We start from the raw sequence: 21,177 nt of genomic DNA on the forward strand, positions 1-21,177 counted from the left end.
CTTGGGCGAGGGAGTTCAGGTGTTGCGTCACAACAAGACCATGGGCTCCCTCGCCTCATGCTCAGACCACGCACCCCTGGGAATTACTCATCTAGTGCGCGCCCTCGTAGGTGTGGAGCGACTCGCTGATCTTCTCGGCGGCGGACACCACGGCCTGGGAGTGCATGCGGCCCGGGGAGCGGGTGAGGCGTTCTATCGGTCCGGAGACGGACACGGCGGCGATCACGCGGCCGCCGGGTCCGGACACCGGGGCCGACACCGAGGCCACCCCCTGTTCGCGCTCGGCGACGCTCTGGGCCCAGCGGCGGCGGCGCACCTGCGCGAGGCTGGCGGCCGTGAAACGCGCGCCCACGAGAGAGCGCCGGATGCGGTCGGAGTCCTCCCAGGCCAGCAGGACCTGGGCGGCCGATCCGGCGTTCATCGGGAGTTCGCTGCCCACGGGGACGGTGTCGCGCAGGCCGCTGCTGCGTTCGGAGGCGGCCACGCACACCCGGAGATCGCCCTGGCGGCGGTAGAGCTGGGCGCTCTCGCCGGTGAGGTCGCGCAGCTGCACCAGGACCGGAGCGGCCACGGCCAGCAGGCGGTCCTCGCCCGTGGCGATCGACAGCTCTCCCAGGCGCGGTCCGAGTACGAACCTGCCCTGGCTGTCCCTGGTGACCATGCGGTGCCGTTCCAGGGCGACGGCGAGACGGTGGGCGGTGGGGCGGGCCAGACCGGTGATCTGGACCAGCTGGGCCAGCGACGCGGGCCCCGACTCCAGGGCGTCGAGGACGGACATCGTCTTGTCCAGGACACCGACACCGCTGGATGAGCTAGAGTTGTCCATGGCTTGATATTGCCGTCTCGAAATATGGAATGCAAGTCGGCCGCACATCCGTGCGCGAGGCCCGCGGCCCAGGCGAAGCACCCCGTGACGAGGCGAGCACGAGACGCGACACACGAGAGGGGCGATCGCCCATGGCACGCACGATGGCCGAGAAGGTCTGGGAGGAGCACGTCGTCAGGCGTGCCGACGGCGAGCCGGACCTGCTCTACATCGACCTCCACCTCGTCCACGAGGTGACCAGCCCGCAGGCCTTCGAGGGCCTGCGCCTGGCGGGTCGCGGCGTGCGCCGTCCGGACCTGACCATCGCCACCGAGGACCACAACGTCCCCACCACGGACCTCCTGGCCCCGATCGCCGACCCGGTCTCCCGCAAGCAGGTCGAGACCCTGCGCAAGAACTGCTCCGACTTCGGCGTGCGCCTGCACCCCATGGGCGACATCGACCAGGGCGTCGTGCACGTGGTCGGCCCGCAGCTCGGCCTCACCCAGCCCGGTATGACCGTGGTCTGCGGCGACAGCCACACGAGCACCCACGGCGCGTTCGGCGCGCTGGCCTTCGGTATCGGCACCAGCCAGGTCGAGCACGTCCTGGCCACCCAGACCCTGCCGATGCAGCCGTTCAAGACCATGGCCGTCACCGTCAACGGAACGCTCCGGCCCGGGGTGTCAGCCAAGGACATCATCCTCGCCGTGATCGCGAAGATCGGTACCGGCGGGGGCCAGGGCTACGTCATCGAGTACCGGGGCGAGGCCATCGAGGCCCTGTCTATGGAGGCGCGTATGACGGTGTGCAACATGTCGATCGAGGCGGGCGCCCGAGCCGGGATGATCGCCCCGGACCAGACCACCTTCGACTACGTCCAGGGCCGCCCGCACGCACCCCGGGGTGCCGACTTCGACGCCGCGGTCGAACACTGGAAGGGCCTGCGCACCGACGAGGGCGCCGAGTTCGACGCGGAGGTGGTCCTGGACGCCGACGAGCTCAGCCCGTTCGTCACCTGGGGCACCAACCCGGGCCAGGGAGTGCCGCTGGACGCATCCGTGCCCGACCCCGCGTCCTACGAGGACCCCTCGGCGCGCGCCGCCGCCGAGAAGGCCCTCGCGTACATGGACCTGCGCGCCGGCACGCCCATGCGCGAGGTGCGGGTGGACACCGTCTTCCTCGGCTCCTGCACCAACGGACGGATCGAGGACCTGCGCGCCGCCGCCGAGGTCGTGCGCGGCCGCAGGGTCGCCGACGGCGTCCGGATGCTCGTGGTCCCCGGTTCCATGCGGGTCAAGGAGCAGGCCAACGAGGAGGGCCTGGGGCAGGTCTTCCTGGACGCGGGCGCCGAGTGGCGCGAGGCGGGCTGCTCCATGTGCCTGGGCATGAACCCCGACCAGCTCAAGCCGGGCGAGCGCAGCGCCTCCACCTCCAACCGCAACTTCGAGGGCCGTCAGGGCCGGGGCGGCCGTACGCACCTGGTCTCGCCGCAGGTCGCCGCCGCCACCGCCGTGCGCGGCACCCTGTCCTCGCCCGCCGACCTGGACCCGCAGTAGTCCCCGACCCCGTCAGGAGAGTCCTCCCATGGAGAAGTTCGACGTCCACACCGGTCGGGCCGTCCCGCTGCGCGCCAGCAACGTCGACACCGACCAGATCATCCCCGCCGTCTACCTCAAGCGGGTCAGCCGCACCGGGTTCGAGGACGGCCTGTTCGCCGAGTGGCGCAGGAACGACCCCGACTTCGTGCTCAACCGCCCCGAGTACCAGGGTGCGTCCGTCCTGGTGGCCGGGCCCGACTTCGGTACCGGCTCCTCCCGCGAGCACGCGGTGTGGGCGCTCCAGGACTACGGCTTCAGGGCGGTGCTGTCCCCGCGCTTCGCCGACATCTTCCGGGGCAACTCGCTCAAGGGCGGTCTGCTGACGGTCCTGCTGCCGCAGGAGGTCATCGACCGCGTGTGGGCGGCGGTCGAGGCCGACCCTTCGGTCGAGGTGACCGTGGACCTGGTGGCCCGCGAGGTGCGGGTTCCGGCTATCGACGTGCGGGAGCCGTTCGAGCTCGACGACTACACCCGGTGGAGGTTGTTGGAGGGTCTGGACGACATCGCCCTGACGCTCCGTCACACGGACGAGATCGGTGCGTTCGAGGCCACCCGCGAGCCCTGGAAGCCGGTCACGCTCTAGCTCCGCAACGCCGCTCCGACACGGGATCGGGGGTCGCTGTGACTCAGCGCACCCCCGGTCCCGAATAATTTTACCTTTACTTGACGTGAGCGCTCGCTTACCGGCTTTGTGCCCTTAAGCTCGGCGCGTCCGAAGCCCGGAATCCGGTTATACGTAGGCTTTTGAGGGCCGCAGAAGGGGGCAAAAGGGGCCGGTTCGCCACCCCCGTCCCTTGCGTACCGTTCGTCGCGGAGGGTGACCTCGCAGGTAGGAAGGGGCCCGACACGCCTTGCCCGTGGGCGTTTGTATTTGTGTAAGGGCCTCTGCTTCCCCTAATTTCGTGCGAGCAAGGGGGAACCGGAGGAACCTTATGAACAAGCGTGACCTGATCGACGCGATCTCCGACCGTCTCGGAGACAAGAAGACCGCGACCGAAGCGGTCAACGCTGTGCTTGAGACCATTCAGGCCACCGTGGCGTCGGGCGACAAGGTCGCCATCACGGGCTTCGGCGTTTTCGAGAAGTCCGAGCGTGCGGCTCGCACCGCCCGCAACCCCGCCACTGGCGCCACGATCAACGTCCCCGCGAGCTTCGTTCCGAAGTTCCGCGCTGGCGCTGACTTCAAGGCTCTCGTCAACGGCGACAAGAAGTAGCCTCGCCGCCGTCAGGCGGACAGGCCGTACCCGCCCGGGCTCCCCAGAGGGGGTCCGGGCGGAGTGCTGTCCGCTCCAGCAGCGCGTGCGTGCGGGGTCCCACCCCCAGCGCCCGCGCGGCCGCCAGGTCCTCGGGGGTGTCCACGTCCCGCCGCACCGTGTCGGAGCCGGGGACGACGAGCTCCCGCGCCCCGCCCGCCAGATGGCGGGCGCGCGAGGCCCCCTCGAACGCGGGGGCCAGCCGACTCCCGGGCGCCGCGGCCAGGAGCGTGGTGCCCACGCCGGGCGTGTCCGGCAGGAACGACCGCCCGTGGGCCGAGGCGGCCGCCAGGACGCGCTCCAGCTCCTCGGGGCGCAGCGCGGGCAGGTCGGCCGAGAGGGCGCACACTCCCAGACCCGGCGTCCGCTCCGCCGCCACCCGGGCCCCGTGCTCCAGGGCGGGGTTGAGGCCGCCGCCCGGTTCGCCGCCGACCACCACCGCGCCCAGGGGCGCCAGCTCGGCCCGCGCTCGGGGGTCCTCGGTCACCACGAACACGGCCGCCACGTCCGCGCACGACCGCGCTGCGGCCACCGTGTCGCAGGCGATGGCCAGCGCCAGTTCCTCCCGCCGATCCCCAGCGGCCCGGGTCAGTCGTGTCTTGGCGGCGCCGAGGTGCTTGACTGGGACGATCAGGGACCAGCGCGACCCGGCGCGCATGCCCCCGTCACGCTCTCCTGAGCCGGTCACGGTTCCCCCGGGACGTAGATGCGGCCACGACAGTGACGAGGGTAGGCGTTCGGGGTACGGCGCGGCGCGGGAACCCTGGCCGTGTCCGACGGGACCGGAAACGGCGTCACCCGGAACCTCGGTACACGTCCTAGACTGAGTCGGTTGTGCTTCCGTGGTCCGGACCGGGCCGGGAGCGAGAAGTGAGGAGTCCCCCGTGGCCAAGCAACGAGAATCGCGATGGGTCAAGTGGGTCGTGTCCCGCATCGTCCGGTTCGTCCTGTGGTTCGTGACCAAGCCCGAATGGAGGGGCACCGAGAACGTGCCCGCCCAGGGCGGGGTGATCATCGCGGCCAACCACCTGTCCGTGACCGACCCCCTCACCGTCGCGCACTTCCTCTACATCGGTGCCCGCCGCTGGCCGACCTTCACCATGAAGGACGGGGTTATGAAGATCCCCGTGGTCCGCTCGGTGGCCCGGAGCACCGGCCAGATCCCGATCAAGCGCGGCAGCGCCGACGCGGTCAAGGCCCTGGGCGAGGCCGAGAAGGCGCTGGTCCAGGACGGATCGTCGGTGATCTTCTACCCCGAGGGCACCTGCACCCGCGACCCGCAGCTGTGGCCGATGACCGCCAAGAACGGCGTGGCCCGGCTGGCCCTGACCACCGGTGTCCCCGTCGTCCCGGTCGCGCACTGGGGAGAGCAGGACATCCTCCCCTACGGCGAGAAGAAGCCGCGGCTGCTGCCCCCGCGCAAGCGAATCCAGTTCAACGCCGGTCCGCCGGTGGACCTGTCCGCCTTCCAGGGGCAGCCGCTCACCGCGACCGTCCTCGACGGCGCCACCCGCGCGATCATGGCCGACATCACCGCGCTCCAGGCGCAGATCCGGGGCGAGCGCCCGCCGGCCGAGCCCTTCGACTACCGCAAGGCCCGCCAGGAGCAGGCCGAGGCCAGGCGCGCGGAGCGCGGCGAGGGCACCGGAGAGGCGGAGACCGGGGGCGACGAGAGCCCTGGGGGCACCGCCGACAGCGACAACGGCAAGAACAGCACGGGGGCATGACCGACCAGATGGGCGCTGACAACGTGAAGGTCGCGGTTCTGGGCAGCGGGTCCTGGGGGACCGCGTTCGCGAACATCGTCGCCGACGCCGCGGACCTCGCGCGCAAGAACGGTGAGGGACCCGTGGCCGACGTGGTCCTGTGGGGCCGCCGGGCCGAGGTGGTCGACACGATCAACGAGTCCTCGGAGAACCCCGACTACTTCCCGGGGATCACGCTCAACGGGGGGCTGCGGGCCACCACCGACCCGGCGGAGGCGCTGAGCGGCGCCCGGGTCGTGGTGCTGGCCGTCCCCTCGCAGACCCTGCGGGGGAACCTCGCCTCCTGGCGCGAGCACATCGCGGAGGACGCCGTGGTCGTCAGCCTCATGAAGGGTGTCGAGCTCGGCACCCTCATGCGGATGAGCCAGGTCGTCGGTGAGGTGCTGGACCTGCCCCGTGAGCGGATCGCCGTGGTGTCCGGGCCCAACCTGGCCCGGGAGATCATGGAGCGCCAGCCCGCCACCGCCGTGGTCGCCTGCCCGCACGAGGAGACGGCCGTGCTCCTTCAGGGGCTGTGCCGGTCCGCCTACTTCCGCCCCTACACCAGCACGGACCTGGTGGGCGTGGAGATCGGCGGCGCCATGAAGAACGTGATCGGCCTGGCGGTCGGCGTCGCCGAGGGCATGGGCTTCGGCGACAACACCAAGGCCTCGCTGATCACCCGGGGCCTGGCCGAGACCACGCGTCTGGCGGTCACCCTCGGCGCGGACGAGCACACCCTGTCCGGACTGGCCGGGATGGGCGACCTGGTGGCGACGTGCTCGTCCCCGCTGTCGCGGAACCGGACCTTCGGTGAGAAACTGGGCGCGGGCAAGACCCTCGAACAGGTCGTCGCGGAGACCAGGCAGACGGCGGAGGGGGTCAAGTCCTCCGAGTCGATCCTCGAACTCGGGTGGACCCACGGGGTCGACATGCCCATCACCGAGGCCGTCGTCAAGATGATGCACCACGACATGAGCCCGGCGCAGGCGCTGCTGGCGTTCATGTCACGCAGCACCAAGCCGGAGCGCTACGGCGTCTGAGAGCGAGCACGATGACACACACACCCGGTCCCGGGAGCGCGGGGGAGCACACGCGGGCGGTACGGGCCCCGGAGGCCCCCGTCCCCACCGAACGCCCCATGCGGATGCCCGTCCACCGTGCCACCACCTACGCGTTCGAGACCTCGCAGGGGTTCGCGGACGTGCTGGCCGGTACGCGTGACGGCTACTCCTACGCCCGCATCGACAGCCCCACCGTGGACGCCTTCGCCGACGCGGTCGCGGCGCTGGAGGGCGCGGGACTCCCGGGCCGGGTGCGCGGCCAGGCCTTCTCCTCCGGCATGGCGGCCATCAGCACCGTGCTGATGGCCTTCACGGAGGCCGGCGCGCACGTGGTGGCCTCCCGCTCGATCTACGGCAACACGTACTCGCTGCTGGACCGGCTGCTGCGCCGGTTCGGCGTGCGGACCGACTTCGTGGACGTCACCGACCTGGACGCCGTGCGCGCGGCGGTCACCCCCGAGACCCGGGTGGTGTTCACCGAGACGCTCTCCAACCCGTCCATGACCGTCTCCGACCTGCCCGGCCTGGCGCGCGTCGCCCGTGAGGCGGGGGCCGCGCTGGTGGTGGACTCCACGTTCGCCTCCCCTGCGGTCTGCCGTCCCCTGGAGCACGGCGCGGACGTGGTCGTGCACTCGGCCACCAAGTACCTGGGCGGGCACAGCGACACCACCGGCGGTGTCGCTGTGGCCGCGCCGGAGCTGATCGACCGCGTCCGTTCGGCGCGGATTGACCTCGGTCCGTGCCTGGCACCGGACGAGGCCTACCTGCTGCACCGGGGCCTGGAGACCCTTCCGCTGCGGGTCGAGCGCCAGTGCGCGACCGCCGCGGTCTTCGCCGAGGCCCTGGAGGGGCACCCGCTGGTGGAGCGGGTCGACCACCCCTCGCTGGCCTCGCACCGCGGGCACGCGCTGGCACGGGAACTGTTCGACGCCGGGCGCCACGGCGCGGTCGTCACCGTCCACCCGCGCGGCGGCCGCGACGAGGGCATGGCCTTCGCCGACCGGCTGAGGGTGGCCACCATCGCCGCCTCACTGGGCGGCACGCACACACTGGCCGGACACGTGGCCTCCACCTCGCACCGGAACATGAGCGCGGACGAACTGGCCGCCGCCGGCGTCACCCCGGGCGCCGTCCGGTTCTCCATCGGTCTGGAGGACCCCCACGACCTCGTCGAGGACGCCCTCGCGGCGCTCGACGGGACAACGTGACACACGGGTGCAATCCACCCGTACCGGATTCATCAGCAGGCGAGATAGGGTCAGGCAGCATGTCGTCCGAGCAGCGCAAGATTCGGGTCGCCGTCGTCTTCGGCGGTCGTAGTTCCGAGCACGAGATCTCCTGCGTCACGGCGGGCAGCGTCCTGTCCGTGATCGACCAGGACCGTTACGAGGTCGTTCCCGTGGGCATCACGCCCACCGGAAACTGGGTCCTGGCCTCGGGCGATCCCGAGAGCCTGCGCATCGACGCGGCGACCAAGACCCTGCCGACCGTCTCGGAGGAGGGCACGGACATCGCCCTGCCCTTCGACACGGCGGGCCAGCTCATGACCGTCAGCCCCGACCAGGGCACGCGGCGGCTGGCGGAGGTCGACGTGGTCCTGCCGCTGCTCCACGGCCCCTTCGGCGAGGACGGCACCATTCAGGGCCTCTTCGAGATGATGGGCGTGCGCTACGCGGGCGCCGGGGTGTTCTCCAGCGCCGCCGCCATGGACAAGGTCTTCATGAAGGCCCTGCTGGTCGGCAACTCCATTCCCACCAGCGACTACGTCGCCATCACCGACCGCAGCTGGCGCACCGAGCGCAAGAAGGTCCTGGACGACGTCGCGGAGCTGGGCCGGACGGTGTTCGTCAAGCCCGCCCGCGCCGGGAGCAGCGTCGGCATCAGCAAGGTGAGGGACTCCTCGGACACCGACGCCGTGGTCGCCGCCGTCGAGGCCGCCCGCGAGCACGACCCCAAGGTGCTGGTCGAGGCGCAGGTCATCGGCCGCGAGATCGAGTGCGGGGTGCTGGAGTCCGAGGACGGCGGCACCCCCGACGTCTCGTTCCCCGCCGAGGTGCACGTGGCCGAGGGCTTCGACTTCTACGACTTCGAGGCCAAGTACCTGTCCACGAGCGGCCTCACCATCCCCGCCGAGATCCCCGAGGAGGCCACCGCCCGCCTGCGCGCGATGGCCGCCGACGTCTTCGAGGCCATGGGCTGCGAGGGGCTGGCCCGGGTGGACTTCTTCTACACCGAGGACGGCCGAATCCTCGTCAACGAGCTCAACACGATGCCCGGTTTCACGCCATCGTCGGCCTTCCCGCAGATGTGGGGCGCCACCGGCCTGGACTACGCAGCCCTCGTCGAGCGCATGATCACCACGGCGCTGCGCCGTGACCCCGGCCTGCGCTGACCGCACGGGAACGAGAGGAGGGGGCGGACGACCCGGAGTCGTCCGCCCCCTCGTGTGTCGAGGTCCCACGGAGGCCTGAGGTGGCTACTGGGGCTTCTGCGGTGTCTCGGGCAGGTTCGGGTCGGAGTCCGGCGACGTGCTCGGCTCCTGGGGCGTCTCGGGCAGCAGCTCGCGCGCGAGGATGGTGCCGCCGGCGGTCGCCGCCGGGAACACCGCCACGGCGACGAACGGGATCGCGAGCAGGAAGTAGGTGGGGACCGCGAAGCCCAGGGCGCGCCAGCGCCGGGTCCCCATGAAGCGGCGCCGGTCGCGGACGAGCAGCAGGCCACGGCGGTCGAAGGCGCTGGCAGTCAGTTCGATGCACAGGAGCCAGCCGCCCATCACGGCGGTCAGGACCGGTCCGATCAGCCAGCCGACCAGCGGGATCAGGCCCAGCAGGAACGCGCAGACGGTCACCACGAGGGAGACCAGCACGATCCCCAGGGACTGCCGGATCGCCCGGGCCACCCCGGCGGCCAGGGACTCGTCCTGCGCCTCGGGCGCCCCGCCCAGCTCCTGTTCGACCAGCTCCGCGATCCGGTCGTAGACGGGCGCGCCCAGGGTCAGGGTGACGGTCGTGAACGCCACCACCATGACCAGGACCGCCCCGGCGAGCAGACCCACGGACAGGGCGCCGCGCAGCAGCCCCTGCCAGACGGTGTCCCACTCCCGGGCGAACGGCGTCGCCCACGCGACCAGGTCCGTCAGGTTCACCGCGAGCGTGATCAGCGCCGCCAGGAACAGCAGGGACGTCACGAGCGCGGGCAGCGCGCCCAACAGGAACAGGCGTGGTTTGCGCAGCACGATCGCCAGACCGCGCAGCAGAACGCCGAAACCACCGAAGACCTCACGTACGGGATTCACGGGCGAACACTAGCGCTCCGGAAGGACCGGTTCCACCCGTTGCCCGCCACCGCCCTCAACGGAGGCTGGCGGCGCGGTACCGCCCGCCCGTCGCCCGCCACCACCCTCAACGGACGCCTACGGCGCGATACCACCCTTCTTGCTCCATCAGCTCCGCGTGCGTTCCGGACTGGATCACCCGGCCGTCGCGGATCACGTACACGCGGTCCACCCGGTCCAGCCCGGTGAGGTCGTGGGTGATGAGCAGGGTCGAGAACCCCTCTGCCGCGTCGAGCAGGTCGTCCACCACCGCGTCGCGGGTGTCCGGGTCCAGGTGCGCGGTCGGCTCGTCCAACACCAGCACGCGCGGCGCGGCCAGCACCGCGCGGGCGAGCGCCAGCCGCTGCCGCATCCCGCCGCTCAGGCCCATGCCGTGCGACCCCACCTGGGTGTCCAGGCCCTTGGGCATCGCCTCGACCTCACCGGCCAGCCGCACCCTGCGCAGCGCCGCCCACAGCTCCTCGTCCCCGGCTCCCGGGCTCGCCAGGCGCAGGTTCTCCCGGAGCGTGGAAGCGAACACGTGCGGGTCCTGCGGGACCCCGCTCACCAACCGGCGGACCTCGTCGGCCGGGTAGTCGGTCACGTCCACCCCGCCGATCTCCACGCGGCCGCCGTCCGGGTCCCGGAAGCGCAGCAGCACCGACGCGAGCGTGCTCTTGCCCGCGCCGCTCGGCCCCACCACCGCCACCGTCGCCCCTGCGGGAATCTCCAGGTCCACACCGTCCAGCGCCCACGGTTCGTCGGGACCGTAGCGCACGCGCAGTCCGCGAACGCGCACGGTCGCGTCGTCGTCCGGGTCGATCTCCAGCCCCTCCCGAGCGGGAGGGGCCACGCCGGGAGGTGTGTCCAGAACCCCGAACAGCCGCTCGCCACTGGCCCGGATCGCACCCAGCCGGGCCGCGACGGCGGGCAGCGGGGCGACGATCTCGAAGGCGGCCAGCGTCGTCAGCACCAGCACCGCCAGCGCGGTCGGGCCGATCGTCCCCTCCTCCACGGCGAGCACGCCCAAGAACAGCGCGCCCCACACGGTCAGCCCGGTGATGAGGGTGGTGGCCCCGGCACTCAGCCCCAGCGTGGCCGCGTCGCGCCGGGCCACCCGGGTGAGTTCGGCGTCCGCCGCGTTCACCCGGGCCACCTGACGCTCCATGGCCCCGTAGGCGACCAGGTCCGGAGCACCCTGGAGGGTGTCCACCAGGGTCGTGGAGAGTCGGCCCCGGGCGCGGGCCTCCCGCCGTCCGGGGCCGCGCCCCAGCGCTGCGGCGGCGAGCGGCACCGCGAGTCCGGCCAGCAGCAGGCCCCCGGCGAGCAGCAGGCCCCCGGGGACGTACACCACGGTCAGGAACAGCACCGTGGCCCCACCGGTGACCACCGACACCAACGGCGGGGTGAGGCCGCGCACCAGCAGGTCGAGGGTGGCCTCGGTGTCGTTGACCAGGCGCGAGACCAGGTCGCCAGAGCGGAACCGACCGAACGGTTCGGTCCGCGCCAGCCGCTCGTACACCCGGACCCGCACCTCGGCGAGGGTGCGGAACGCGGCGTCGTGCGTGACCAGCCGCTCCAGGTAGCGCGTCACCCCCTTACTCACTCCGAGCGCCCGGGTGGCGACCACGGCCACGCTGAGGGCGGTGATGGAGGGGTGGTTCGCGGCGGTGGCCAGCATCCACGCGGCCACTCCCAGCAGCGCCACGCCCGAACCGGTGGCGGCGGCGCCGAGCAGCACGCCCAGGGCGAACCGCGCGCTCCGGGGCCGGGCCAGACCGATCATCCGGCGCAGCGGGTCCCGGCGCCGTTCCCGCTCACTGACCTCCGGCGGGGCCGTCCCGGTGCTCATCGGCGGGCCTCCCCGGTGAGCAGGGGAAGCGCGGCGGTCCGAAGGTGCGCGCCGAGCGCGGACTCGGCCCATCCGGTGTCATGCGCGACGATCACGGCGGTGCGTCCCTCCAGCAGGCGGGCCACGGCGGTGCGTACCGCCCTGGCGTTCTCGGGGTCGAGGTGCGCGGTGGGCTCGTCCAGCAGGACCAGCGGCGCGTCCCGGCACAGCGCCCGGGCCAGGGCGATCCGCTGGCGCTGTCCGGCGGACAGGCGCGCGCCCCGCTCGCCCAGCCGGGTCCCGTACCCCTCGGGGAGCGCGGACACGAACGCGTCGGCCTCGGCCATGCGGGCGGCCTCCCGCACGCGTTCCATGTCGGCGTCGGGGGCGCCCAGCCGGATGTTGTCGGCGACGGACACGTCGAACAGGTACGGGTGCTGAGGGACCCAGGCGAGGCCCAGCCGCCAGTCGTCGGCGGGGACCCGGTCCATCGGGGTCCACCCGCCGCCGGGGGCCCGGACGCTGATCCGTCCCGAGGTGGGTTCGGTGAGCCGTAGCAGGAGCGAGAGCAGGGTGGTCTTGCCGCTACCGCTCGGGCCGGTGAGCAGCAGGTGTTCACCGGAGCGGACGGTCAGGTCCAGCCCGGACAGGGCGGGGACGTCCCTGCCGGGGTAGAGCAGCCCCACCCCCTCGAAGCGGATGTCGCCCGAGGCGGCGGGCGCGGGCGAGCCGGTCGGGGTGGGGGTCGGCCGCTCCTCGCCGTCCCCGTCCGGAGGCGGCGACCCTCGTCGGCGGTCGAGTTCGGTGAACACCTGGTCGGCGGCGGCCACGCCCTCCATGCTCGCGTGGAACCGGGCGCCCACCTCACGCAGCGGAAGATAGGCCTCGGGCGCCAGGATCAGCACCAGAAGGGCGGTCTGGTAGTCCATGTGCCCGCCCAACAGACGCAGCCCGACCTCGACGGCGACCAGCGCGACCGCGAGGGTCGCCAGGAGTTCCAGGGCGAACGCGGACAGGAACGCGATCCGCAGGGTCCCCATGGTGGCGGCCCGGTGGTCCTCGCCGACCTTGCGGATGATGGCGGCCTGCGCCTTGGCCCGGCGGAACACCGCCAGGGTGGGCAGCCCCTCCACCACGTCGAGGAAGTGCCCGCCCAACCTGCTCAGGAGCCGCCACTGGCGTTCGGTCCGCTGCTGCGTGTGCATGCCGATCAGGGCCATGAAGACCGGGATGAGCGGCAGGGTCACCAGGATGACGATTCCGGAGATCCAGTCCGCCCAGAAGACCACGGCCAGCACCGCGACCGGCACGATACAGGCCAACACCAGCTGGGGCAGGTAGCGGGAGAAGTACTCGTCGAGGGCGTCCAGGCCGCGGGTGGCCAGGGTCACCAGCTCACCGGCCCTCGGCGACCCGTCCTCGCGGTCGCCTCCCTCGGCGAGCCACACGCGGCCCCGGCCGGTCACGTGGGCGACGAGCCTTCGGCGCAGCTGCGACTTCGTGCGGGCGGCGCTGTGCAGGGCGGATGCCTCGGCGAGGTAGGAGAGCAGGGCGCGGGCGATCGCGACCCCGGCCACGGCGGCGATCATCCAGCCGAGGACGTCCATGCCCTGACCGGCCCACGCTCCGGTGATGACCCGGGAGAGCAGCCAGGCCTGCGTGAGGATGAGGCCGGTGATCAGCACGCCGCTGGCGACGGTGACGGCCAGGTGGGTCCGGACCGCGCCCGCGGTGCGGACCAGGCGCGGATCGAGCGGTTTCATGTGCGTGATCCTCGTGGCGTCGGAGACCGGCCGGGCGGGGAGGCCGGTGCGGCGGATGTGTCGGGGCGGACACGGGGCACGGTGCGGTCCGCGTCCAGTATCCAGCGCCGGTTCCAGGTGGCGCGGTACCCCCCGCCTCCCCGGGTGGTGCGGGAGGCGGGGGTGGCCGGTTCAGGAGACCCGTTCCGGTTTCCGCTCGGCCGGGGGTGTCGACAGGCTGACCTGGTCGCCGGTCACCCGCTTGCGGAACACCCAGTAGCTCCAGGCCTGGTAGCCGATCACCAGCGGGAGGAACACCAGGGCGACCCACGACATCACGGTGAGCGTGTAGTCGGCGGAGGAGGCGTTGTGGACGGTGAGGCTGAACGCCGGGTCGGTGGTGGAGGGGAGCACGTTCGGGAACAACGACCCGAACAGCGCGGTCACGGCGGCCAGGATGGTCACCGCGGTGGCCGCGAACGACCAGCCCTCACGGCGGAACCAGGCCGCCGTGACCCCCGCCGCCAGGGCCAGGACGGCGACCAGTACGAGCGGCAGCGTCCACGGTTTGCCGTACGCGAGCTGGGTCCACAGCAGGAACCCCGCCCCGGCCGGGACCGCGACGCACGCGGTCAGCAGGACGGCGCGGTGGGCGCGGACGCGGACCGGGCCGTCCGTCTTCAGGGTCAGGAAGACGGCTCCGTGCAGGGTGAACAGGGACAGCGTCGTGACCCCGCCGAGCAGGGCGTAGGGGTTGAGCAGGTCCAAGAGGGAGGCGGTGACGATGTGGTCGGAGTCCATCGCCACCCCCCGCACGATGTTGGCGAAGGCCACGCCCCACAGGAACGCGGGAACGGAGCTGCCGAAGAAGATCGCCCGGTCCCACCAGTCCTGCCAGCGCGGGTCGTCGCGCTTGCCCCGGTACTCGAAGGCCACGCCGCGCAGGATGAGCGCGATGAGGATGAGGAACAGGGGCACGTAGAACCCGCTGAACAGGGACGCGTACCAGGCGGGGAAGGCGGCGAACATGGCGCCGCCCGCGGTGAGCAGCCACACCTCGTTGGCGTCCCAGACCGGGCCGATGGAGTTGATGGCGACGCGCCGGTCGACGGAGTTGCGCCTGCCCATGAAGGGCAGCAGGGTGCCCACCCCGAAGTCGAATCCCTCCAGGACGAAGTACCCGATCCACAGGACCGCGATGGCGACGAACCAGATGACGGCCAGTTCCATGGTCGTTGGCTCCTAGTAGCTGAAGTGGGGGATCTGGGACTCGTCCTCGTCGTTCTCCAGATCCGGGACCAGGTGTGAGGGGCCCTTCTTGACGTACTTCCAGAGCAGGCCGACCTCGATGACGAACAGCAGCCCGTACACGGCGGTGAAGACGCCCAGGCTCATGGCGACCGTCCCGAGGCTGACTCCGGGGGAGACGCTGTTCGCGGTGAGCAGTTCGCCGTGGACGGTCCAGGGCTGGCGCCCCATCTCGGTGAGCACCCAGCCGAAGATGTTGGCGAGCAGGGCGGCGGGCAGCGCGGCGATCGCGGCGTAGTAGAACCACCGGGTCCTGGGCAGCCGCTTCCGCCCGCGGGTGAGCCACAGCCCCAGGGCGGCCACGGCCACCCCGAAGATCCCGAAGCCCATCATGAGGCGGAAGGCCCAGTAGACGACGAACACGTTGGGGATGTAGTCCCCCGGTCCGTAGTACTCCTCGTAGGCCTCCTGGAGGTTGTTCATCCCGTGTACCTCGCCGTCGAAGTGCCCGGTGGCCAGGAAGCTGAGGATGTTGGGGACGCCGACGTCGATCGGGTTGTACCGGGCCTCGGTGTCGCCGACCGCGAAGGTGGAGAAGGGAGCGCCCTCCTCCGTCTCCCACAGGGCCTCGGCGGCGGCGAGCTTCATGGGCTCGTACTCGGCGGCGAGCTTGGCCTGGTGGTCGCCGGAGACGAACGTGAGCGCCCCGGCCAGCAGGGTGAAGACCAGTCCGACCCTGAGGGTGGAGCGGAAGAGCGCGAGGTCCCGTCGGGGCGGTGTGACTCCGGCCTCGCCGGTGTCGCCGTGCCGGGTGTTGCGCCACAGCTTGAACGCGCTGACGGCCACCACGAAGAGACCTGCCGTGACGAAGGCGGCCGAGACGGTGTGCAGGTAGGTGGACCAGGCCTGGTCGTTGCTGAGCACGGCCCAGATGTCGTTGAGCTCGGCGCGGCCGTTCTCCGGGTTGACCTCGTAGCCGACCGGGCGGCGCATCCAGGCGTTGGCGGCCAGGATGAAGTACGCCGACAGGTTGGTGCCGACGGCGACCACCCAGATGCAGGCCAGGTGGACGCCGCGCGGCAGCCGGTGCCAGCCGAAGATCCACAGCCCGATGAAGGTGGACTCCAGGAAGAAGGCGAGCAGGGCCTCCATGGCCAGGGGCGCTCCGAAGACGTCGCCGACGAAGCGCGAGTACTCGCTCCAGTTCATGCCGAACTGGAACTCCTGCACGATCCCGGTGACCACGCCCATGGCGAAGTTGATCAGGAACAGCTTGCCGAAGAACTGGGTGGCCTGGAGGTACTCGTGTCTTCCGGTGCGGTACCAGAAGGTCTGGAGCACGGCCACGATGAACGAGAGCCCGATCGTCAGGGGGACGAAGAGGAAGTGGTAGATCGTGGTGACACCGAACTGCCACCTCGCCAGGTCTAGAGCTTCCATGCCAGCCTCTCAGTTACCGACCGCCGGTAGTACTACGAACTGTAGTGCTACTTGCTGTCGTACTTCGGGGTACCCCCCTGAGAGACCGGACACGTCGGGGCCGCGCCCCGACGAACGACGGCGGCGCGCCCCCGGTACGAGGGCGCGCCGCCGTGCTGTCGCTGGTGGGTCCGCTCCGACGTGCCGCCCGGTCGGAGCTGGTTCAGGGGAGGGGGACTACCGGCGCGACTCCAGCATGCGCTCCATGTTGTCCACCTCGGACTGCTGGGCGTCGACCATTCCCTGGGCGAAGGTGGTGACCAGCTCCTCGTCGCCCAGCTCCACCTCGGCCTCGGCCATCTCGATCCCGCCGAGGTGGTGGGCGATCATCAGCTCCAGGAACAGGACCTCCGCCTCCTGGCCCTCGGCGTCGGCCAGCCGCACGAGCTCCTCCTCGGAGGCCCACCCCGGCATGGTCTCGGGCACCTCGCCCTCACCGCCGCCGTGGTCGTGGTCGGCCATCCAGGTCATCGGAGGTTCGGAGGCGCGCGCGTTGAGCCCCCACGCGCTCAGCCAGCCCTGCATCATGCCGATCTGCGCCTGCTGGGTCCGCGCCATGTCCGTGGAGATGGTCAGCATCTCGACGTCGTCGGTCTTCTCCATGATGACCAGCGACATGTCCACGGCCTGGGCGTGGTGCGTGCTCATGTCACGCAGGAAACCGGCGTCGGCGCTGGTGTCCAGCGGGTACGACGGGCGCCCCACGAGCAGACCCCCGGCCAGGGCCAGGATGACCAGTGTCACGGTCAACCAGAGCGGCACGGAGCGGCCGGGGGCGGAGGGTGCCTCGGCACCGCCGCCGTCCTCCGGAACCGCGTCGGGCGCGGCCGACTCGTCCTCGTACGACCCCTCGTCGGAACGGTCGGAGTCTGCCCCGGTCACATGCCCCATCAGAACCACCCTGGTCAAATCGCACCACTCTGATGCCAAAGTAGAGGATAGGAAAGTCCCATTCGACCACATCCAGCCCAGGAGACCCAGTGGCCAAGAAGACGAAGGCGGAGGAGCGTCGCGCTCGCGCCGCCGCCCTGCGGGAAGAGCAGCGCAAGAAGGAACGCCGCGCCAAGATCCTCAAGATCGCCGGGATCAGCGTAGCCTCCGCGGCGGTCCTGGGTCTCCTGGGAACCGCGGTCTTCATGGAGTTCCGCTCCCGCAACATCGACGGCGTACAGGAGTACGCCATCGACGAGTACAACCACGTGCCGGACGGGCAGCGCGTGGACTACGCCCAGTCCCCGCCGGTCGGCGGCCAGCACTGGAACAGATGGCAGAACTGCGGCGTGTACACCGAGCCGCTGATGTCGGAGTTCGCGGTCCACTCCCTGGAGCACGGCGCGGTCTGGATCACCTACGAGCCCGACCTCGCCGAGGACCAGATCGAGGCGCTCCAGGGCTTCTACAACCCCGGCGACTACCTGGTCATCAGCCCCTACGAGGGTGACATGCCCGCCCCGATCGTGGCCTCCAGCTGGGGCCGCCAGATCACCGCCGACCGCGCCGACGACGAGAACCTGGCCCGCTACGTCCAGTTCTACGAGCGCGGCGGGGACGTCCCCGAGCCCGGGGCCGCCTGCTCCGGCTCCATCTCGTTCACCGCGGCCGAGATCGAGGCCGAACTGGCCGAGGACGGGCCGGACGCCGAGTCCCTCCAGGGCGCGGACAGCGACGAGTCCGGCTCCGACACCGACAACGAGGACACCGACACCGAGGGTGCCGACGAGGCCCGCGAGGACGAGGACGGCGGGGAGTAGGGTCCCGGCGACACGAGTCCGGACGTCCCACCGACACACCGAAGCGGGGCCGGCAGGCGCACACCGCCCCGGCCCCGTACGTGTTGCGGACGCCGCCCGCGCGGTCACCGCGGGCTGTCGGCCCGCTCCTCCAGGTGCTCGGCGATCAGGTCGCTCAGTGTGGAGAGCGCAGGGGCGGGCGCTCCGTAGGAGGGCGGCACGGTCAGTTCGACGTACGCCTCGCGTTCGACCGCCGTGTACATGGTGGGGGCGTCCTCGGGCTGGGGGAGCCACGCCACACCGTTGACCTCCTCCAGGACCGAGTCCATCTCCAGGGAGGAGGGGCGGGGCACGCCGCACCGCAGGCCGATGGGCGGGTCGCCCCAGGCCGCCATCACCTGCGACTCGGGCTGGACCGTCGCGCGCCGCGCGTCGAGCAGGGTGTCGGGCAGGTCGGCGACCAGGGCCGCACAGGCCTCCGTCGTCACGCCGTCCGTCTCGGGCGGCTGCATCTGCACGGTCTGCCCTCCGCATCCGGCCGTCACCAGGACCACGGCCAGGGCCGCTCCGAAGTAGCGCTTGGGCACGGGCAACCTCGCTCCGTCGACTCGGTCGACCTCAGATGTTGACGATGGGACAGGTAAGGGTACGGGCGATACCGTCCAGGCGCTGGATGCGCGCGACCACCAGGGACCCCAGGGAGTCCATGTCCTCGGCTCGCGCCTGCACGATCACATCGTAGGGACCCGTGACGTCGTTGGCCTGGTCGACCCCCGCGATCCCGCGCACACGCTCGGCGACCTCGGCGGACTGGCCCACCTCGGTCTGGATCAGGATGTATGCCTGCACCATGATGACTTCTCCTTCGTGCCGAGCCGGGGGGCGCCGAACGGACGCGGCCCGGCCGGAGGGCACAGCCGATGACGGACGGGTGACGAACGTGGGGGCCTGACCACGGGGTCTAGACCACTGCGCCGGAGCGTCACCGTACCCTGATCTGTGTGTTGAGCACCATTGGGGGTCTTGGCGAGTTCGCTCTCATCACGCGCGTGACGAGCCAATTCCCCAGGACGGACGACGTAATCCTCGGACCCGGCGACGACGCCGCGGTCGTGGCCGCGCCCGACGGGCGTACGGTCGCGACCACGGACCTCCTGGTCGAGGGCCGCCACTTCCGAAGGGACTGGTCCAGCGCCCGCGACGTCGGGCACCGCGCGGTGGCGCAGAACTACGCCGACGTGGCGGCCATGGGCGCGCGCCCCACGGGACTGCTCATCGGTTTCGCCGCGCCCCCCGAACTCCCGGTGGCGTGGGCCGAGGAGTTCACCGCCGGTGTGCGCGACGAGTGCGCGCTGGCCGGCGGCGCGGTGGTCGGCGGGGACACGGTGGGGTCGCGGACCCTCACGATCGCGGTCACGGCCCTGGGCGACCTCGAAGGACGGGCTCCGGTCCGCCGCGACGGGGCCCGGCCCGGTGACGTCGTCGCCTACACGGGACACCTGGGCCTGTCCGCCGCCGGACTCGCCCTGCTGGAGCGGGGGTTGGACGGGCCGGCGCTGTGCCTGTCCGAGCACCGGCGCCCGAGCCCGCCCTACGTCGCGGGGCCGGAGGCGGCCCGGCTCGGGGCGACCGCCATGCTCGACGTCAGTGACGGACTGGCCCAGGACCTGGGGCACGTCTGCCGGGCCAGCGGCGTGAGCGTCCGGCTGGAGGCCGAGGCGCTGCGCCCCGAGCCGGAACTCCTCGAGGCCGTCCGTGTACTCGGGGCTCCCACGGGGAAGGCTGTGGACGCCGCCCGCCGCCTGATGGTGGGCGGCGGTGAGGACCACGCGCTCGCGGCGGTCTTCCCGCCCGAGGTCGTGCTCCCGGAGCACTGGCACCGCGTGGGGACCGTGGGCGAGACCCCGGAGACCGGCACGCGCTCCACCGTCACGGTCGACGGGAACGCGGTCGAACACGGGGGGTGGGATCATTTCCGGCGGGACTGACCCCGTTTTGGATTTGTCCTGTTTGGTGATCACGCTAGGCTTTGCCATCGCGGTCAGCGTCGGCCTCCGGGCGAGAATCCGCCCACGCGGGGCGCGGACCCGTGGCGGTCCACCCGAGGCGAGACCCCCGGTCGGCACGGCCGTCGGCCCGGGGCGGGCACGGCCAGCGGAACAACGTCGGAAGGCGGCACATGGGGCGGCATGGCTAGGCGGCACGGCCATCGTCGTGGAGCACACCGCAGCGAACCGGAGAACGCCGGCGCGCTGCGGAGGATCGGTGGACTCCTGGAGAGCACGGTCCCCAAACGGGTCGAACCGCCGAGGCTGCTCAACGTCCTCGTCGTCTCCGGGGTGATCCTGGGGCTGCTCCTGTTCGGCTACAGCACCACCCAGATCTACCTCCAGTTCGGCGGACCGCCCGGCGCGACGCAGGCCCCCGGGCCCGACGACGCCGCCCCCACCCAGGACGCCTCCCCGCGGCCGGATCACGGCGGAGCCTCGTCGGGGGAGGGCGCGGGCGGCCCGCAGACCCAGGCCGGGTCGGAGCCCACCGCCGTCTCCTACCAGGTCATGGACGTGACGTCGGTCGGTTTCACCGGGAGGGTGACCGTCACCAACACCTCCCGGACCCGACTGGACGCGTGGGAGCTGGCGCTCGCCTTCCGCAGCGCCGACGTCACCGAGGTGCACGACGCAGACTGGGAACCGCTGGAGGACGGCATCCTCGCCCGCCAGTCCGGGACCGAGGGCCACCTGGAGCCCGGGGAGTCGGCCACGCTCACCTTCGACGCGATCGGTGCCTCCCAGAGCCCGGTCCGGTGCTCCCTGAACGGGCACGTGTGCGACCTGTAGGCCGGCGGCCCGGGAGCTTTCCTTCAGCCCGCCGCTCGCTCCGCACACCCCGCCCCGAGCAGCACGAAGGCCCCCCGACGGAGTCGGAGGGCCCTTCGAGGACTACGGGTGGGAGGGACCCTAGCGGGTCACCTTGCCAGCCTTGATGCACGAGGTGCACGCGTTCACGCGCTTGGGCGTGCCGCCCACGCGGGTGCGAACGGTCTGGATGTTGGGGTTCCAGCGGCGGCGGGTGCGACGGTGCGAGTGGGAAACACTGTTACCGAACCCTGGTCCCTTGCCGCAGACGTCGCAGACGGAAGCCACGGTAACTCCATTCAAGTGCTCGGGATCGCGCACGTCGCCGCACGCGAGAGGTCATCCGGCCGGAGGAGGCCGGGTGGGCAGGTTGGCGAGGACGCCAACCGTGGAAGAGTACACGAGGGACATGCCCGAAGGTGGAATCAGACCACTGGCGGGCGTCCGTACGCGCAACGGCGAGAAGAGGCGCGGCCGAGGCCGCACACACCCACCGGAGCATCGAGAT

General features: G+C 71.6%; 21 protein-coding genes. 10 read left to right on the forward strand and 11 right to left on the reverse strand.

The window, feature by feature from the left end:
* Positions 1-91: 91 nt before the first annotated feature.
* Positions 92-826, reverse strand: a complete 735-nt coding sequence (locus ABZ635_RS20010) for an IclR family transcriptional regulator (RefSeq protein ID WP_357767231.1) — start codon at positions 824-826, stop codon at positions 92-94.
* 131 nt (positions 827-957) lie between these two features.
* Between ABZ635_RS20010 and leuC the strand changes: the two genes are divergently transcribed.
* The 3 genes from leuC to ABZ635_RS20025 all read left to right on the forward strand — a co-directional run bounded on the left by leuC (position 958) and on the right by ABZ635_RS20025 (position 3,620).
* Positions 958-2,364, forward strand: coding sequence for a 3-isopropylmalate dehydratase large subunit (gene leuC, locus ABZ635_RS20015; RefSeq protein ID WP_357767233.1), 1,407 nt, complete (start codon positions 958-960; stop codon positions 2,362-2,364).
* Between the two features lie 28 nt (positions 2,365-2,392).
* Positions 2,393-2,989, forward strand: a complete 597-nt coding sequence (gene leuD / locus ABZ635_RS20020; protein WP_357767236.1) for a 3-isopropylmalate dehydratase small subunit — start codon at positions 2,393-2,395, stop codon at positions 2,987-2,989.
* Between the two features lie 349 nt (positions 2,990-3,338).
* Positions 3,339-3,620: an HU family DNA-binding protein gene (locus tag ABZ635_RS20025; RefSeq protein WP_014910144.1), complete on the forward strand. Its 282-nt coding sequence runs from the start codon at positions 3,339-3,341 to the stop codon at positions 3,618-3,620.
* Here the strand turns inward: ABZ635_RS20025 and cofC are convergent.
* On the reverse strand, positions 3,601-4,317 hold the full coding sequence (cofC, locus tag ABZ635_RS20030; RefSeq protein WP_357767336.1) for a 2-phospho-L-lactate guanylyltransferase: 717 nt from the start codon (positions 4,315-4,317) through the stop codon (positions 3,601-3,603). The genes ABZ635_RS20025 and cofC overlap by 20 nt on opposite strands.
* A gap of 226 nt (positions 4,318-4,543) precedes the next feature.
* Between cofC and ABZ635_RS20035 the strand changes: the two genes are divergently transcribed.
* From ABZ635_RS20035 to ABZ635_RS20050, 4 genes are read left to right on the forward strand one after another with little or no spacing between them, the layout of a single operon-like run.
* A complete protein-coding gene (locus tag ABZ635_RS20035; protein ID WP_357767239.1) occupies positions 4,544-5,386 on the forward strand; it encodes a lysophospholipid acyltransferase family protein in 843 nt (280 codons plus the stop codon).
* Positions 5,383-6,447: an NAD(P)H-dependent glycerol-3-phosphate dehydrogenase gene (locus ABZ635_RS20040; RefSeq protein ID WP_357767242.1), complete on the forward strand. Its 1,065-nt coding sequence runs from the start codon at positions 5,383-5,385 to the stop codon at positions 6,445-6,447. Before ABZ635_RS20035 ends, ABZ635_RS20040 begins: the two co-directional genes overlap by 4 nt.
* Positions 6,448-6,458: 11 nt before the next feature.
* Complete coding sequence (locus ABZ635_RS20045) at positions 6,459-7,676, forward strand: aminotransferase class I/II-fold pyridoxal phosphate-dependent enzyme (protein WP_357767245.1); 1,218 nt, start codon at positions 6,459-6,461, stop codon at positions 7,674-7,676.
* Between the two features lie 59 nt (positions 7,677-7,735).
* A complete protein-coding gene (locus tag ABZ635_RS20050) occupies positions 7,736-8,860 on the forward strand; it encodes a D-alanine--D-alanine ligase family protein (RefSeq protein ID WP_357767248.1) in 1,125 nt (374 codons plus the stop codon).
* Positions 8,861-8,944: 84 nt separating this feature from the next.
* On the opposite strand, the gene ABZ635_RS20055 is transcribed toward ABZ635_RS20050, so the two are convergent.
* From ABZ635_RS20055 to ABZ635_RS20080, 6 genes are all read right to left on the reverse strand, one after another.
* A complete protein-coding gene (locus ABZ635_RS20055) occupies positions 8,945-9,763 on the reverse strand; it encodes an EI24 domain-containing protein (protein WP_357767251.1) in 819 nt (272 codons plus the stop codon).
* A gap of 106 nt (positions 9,764-9,869) precedes the next feature.
* Positions 9,870-11,633, reverse strand: a complete 1,764-nt coding sequence (gene cydC, locus ABZ635_RS20060) for a thiol reductant ABC exporter subunit CydC (protein WP_357767253.1) — start codon at positions 11,631-11,633, stop codon at positions 9,870-9,872.
* A complete protein-coding gene (cydD, locus tag ABZ635_RS20065) occupies positions 11,630-13,375 on the reverse strand; it encodes a thiol reductant ABC exporter subunit CydD (RefSeq protein ID WP_357767256.1) in 1,746 nt (581 codons plus the stop codon). The genes cydC and cydD overlap by 4 nt, the downstream gene beginning before the upstream one ends.
* Positions 13,376-13,546: 171 nt before the next feature.
* Positions 13,547-14,584 carry a cytochrome d ubiquinol oxidase subunit II gene (cydB, locus tag ABZ635_RS20070; RefSeq protein WP_357767259.1) on the reverse strand — a complete coding sequence of 346 codons (1,038 nt, stop codon included), beginning with the start codon at positions 14,582-14,584 and terminating at the stop codon, positions 13,547-13,549.
* A 12-nt stretch (positions 14,585-14,596) separates the two neighbouring features.
* On the reverse strand, positions 14,597-16,042 hold the full coding sequence (locus ABZ635_RS20075) for a cytochrome ubiquinol oxidase subunit I (RefSeq protein ID WP_357767262.1): 1,446 nt from the start codon (positions 16,040-16,042) through the stop codon (positions 14,597-14,599).
* A 216-nt stretch (positions 16,043-16,258) separates the two neighbouring features.
* On the reverse strand, positions 16,259-16,972 hold the full coding sequence (locus tag ABZ635_RS20080) for a DUF305 domain-containing protein (RefSeq protein WP_357767265.1): 714 nt from the start codon (positions 16,970-16,972) through the stop codon (positions 16,259-16,261).
* A gap of 89 nt (positions 16,973-17,061) precedes the next feature.
* Here ABZ635_RS20080 and ABZ635_RS20085 point away from each other — a divergent pair, with 89 nt between their 5' ends.
* A complete protein-coding gene (locus ABZ635_RS20085; protein WP_357767268.1) occupies positions 17,062-17,832 on the forward strand; it encodes a DUF3105 domain-containing protein in 771 nt (256 codons plus the stop codon).
* 104 nt (positions 17,833-17,936) lie between these two features.
* On the opposite strand, the gene ABZ635_RS20090 is transcribed toward ABZ635_RS20085, so the two are convergent.
* Positions 17,937-18,398 (reverse strand): DUF3515 domain-containing protein, encoded by a 462-nt coding sequence (locus ABZ635_RS20090; RefSeq protein ID WP_357767338.1) that lies wholly within the window; start codon positions 18,396-18,398, stop codon positions 17,937-17,939.
* Between the two features lie 31 nt (positions 18,399-18,429).
* Positions 18,430-18,663 carry an Lrp/AsnC ligand binding domain-containing protein gene (locus ABZ635_RS20095; protein ID WP_357767271.1) on the reverse strand — a complete coding sequence of 78 codons (234 nt, stop codon included), beginning with the start codon at positions 18,661-18,663 and terminating at the stop codon, positions 18,430-18,432.
* A 149-nt stretch (positions 18,664-18,812) separates the two neighbouring features.
* Here ABZ635_RS20095 and ABZ635_RS20100 point away from each other — a divergent pair, with 149 nt between their 5' ends.
* Together ABZ635_RS20100 and ABZ635_RS20105 are read left to right on the forward strand one after the other, a co-directional pair.
* A complete protein-coding gene (locus ABZ635_RS20100; protein WP_357767274.1) occupies positions 18,813-19,799 on the forward strand; it encodes a thiamine-phosphate kinase in 987 nt (328 codons plus the stop codon).
* A gap of 201 nt (positions 19,800-20,000) precedes the next feature.
* Entirely contained in the window at positions 20,001-20,651 is a 651-nt protein-coding gene (locus ABZ635_RS20105; protein WP_357767277.1) for a cellulose binding domain-containing protein, read from the forward strand.
* A 120-nt stretch (positions 20,652-20,771) separates the two neighbouring features.
* Here ABZ635_RS20105 and rpmB read toward each other — a convergent pair whose 3' ends face one another.
* Complete coding sequence (gene rpmB / locus ABZ635_RS20110) at positions 20,772-20,957, reverse strand: 50S ribosomal protein L28 (RefSeq protein WP_013151263.1); 186 nt, start codon at positions 20,955-20,957, stop codon at positions 20,772-20,774.
* Positions 20,958-21,177: the final 220 nt, after the last annotated feature.

The organism is Nocardiopsis sp. NPDC007018 (assembly GCF_040635075.1).
In the GTDB taxonomy this organism is placed as follows: domain Bacteria; phylum Actinomycetota; class Actinomycetes; order Streptosporangiales; family Streptosporangiaceae; genus Nocardiopsis.

Bases quoted from the DNA above. Each gene is read 5' to 3' on its own strand.
- ABZ635_RS20010 (WP_357767231.1), bottom strand. From the start codon at position 826: ATGGACAACTCTAGCTCATCCAGCGGTGTCGGTGTCCTGGACAAGACG.
- leuC (WP_357767233.1), top strand. From the start codon at position 958: ATGGCACGCACGATGGCCGAGAAGGTCTGGGAGGAGCACGTCGTCAGG.
- leuD (WP_357767236.1), top strand. From the start codon at position 2,393: ATGGAGAAGTTCGACGTCCACACCGGTCGGGCCGTCCCGCTGCGCGCC.
- ABZ635_RS20025 (WP_014910144.1), top strand. From the start codon at position 3,339: ATGAACAAGCGTGACCTGATCGACGCGATCTCCGACCGTCTCGGAGAC.
- cofC (WP_357767336.1), bottom strand. From the start codon at position 4,317: ATGCGCGCCGGGTCGCGCTGGTCCCTGATCGTCCCAGTCAAGCACCTC.
- ABZ635_RS20040 (WP_357767242.1), top strand. From the start codon at position 5,383: ATGACCGACCAGATGGGCGCTGACAACGTGAAGGTCGCGGTTCTGGGC.
- ABZ635_RS20045 (WP_357767245.1), top strand. From the start codon at position 6,459: ATGACACACACACCCGGTCCCGGGAGCGCGGGGGAGCACACGCGGGCG.
- ABZ635_RS20050 (WP_357767248.1), top strand. From the start codon at position 7,736: ATGTCGTCCGAGCAGCGCAAGATTCGGGTCGCCGTCGTCTTCGGCGGT.
- cydC (WP_357767253.1), bottom strand. From the start codon at position 11,633: ATGAGCACCGGGACGGCCCCGCCGGAGGTCAGTGAGCGGGAACGGCGC.
- cydD (WP_357767256.1), bottom strand. From the start codon at position 13,375: ATGAAACCGCTCGATCCGCGCCTGGTCCGCACCGCGGGCGCGGTCCGG.
- cydB (WP_357767259.1), bottom strand. From the start codon at position 14,584: ATGGAACTGGCCGTCATCTGGTTCGTCGCCATCGCGGTCCTGTGGATC.
- ABZ635_RS20075 (WP_357767262.1), bottom strand. From the start codon at position 16,042: ATGGAAGCTCTAGACCTGGCGAGGTGGCAGTTCGGTGTCACCACGATC.
- ABZ635_RS20080 (WP_357767265.1), bottom strand. From the start codon at position 16,972: ATGGGGCATGTGACCGGGGCAGACTCCGACCGTTCCGACGAGGGGTCG.
- ABZ635_RS20095 (WP_357767271.1), bottom strand. From the start codon at position 18,663: ATGGTGCAGGCATACATCCTGATCCAGACCGAGGTGGGCCAGTCCGCC.
- ABZ635_RS20105 (WP_357767277.1), top strand. From the start codon at position 20,001: ATGGCTAGGCGGCACGGCCATCGTCGTGGAGCACACCGCAGCGAACCG.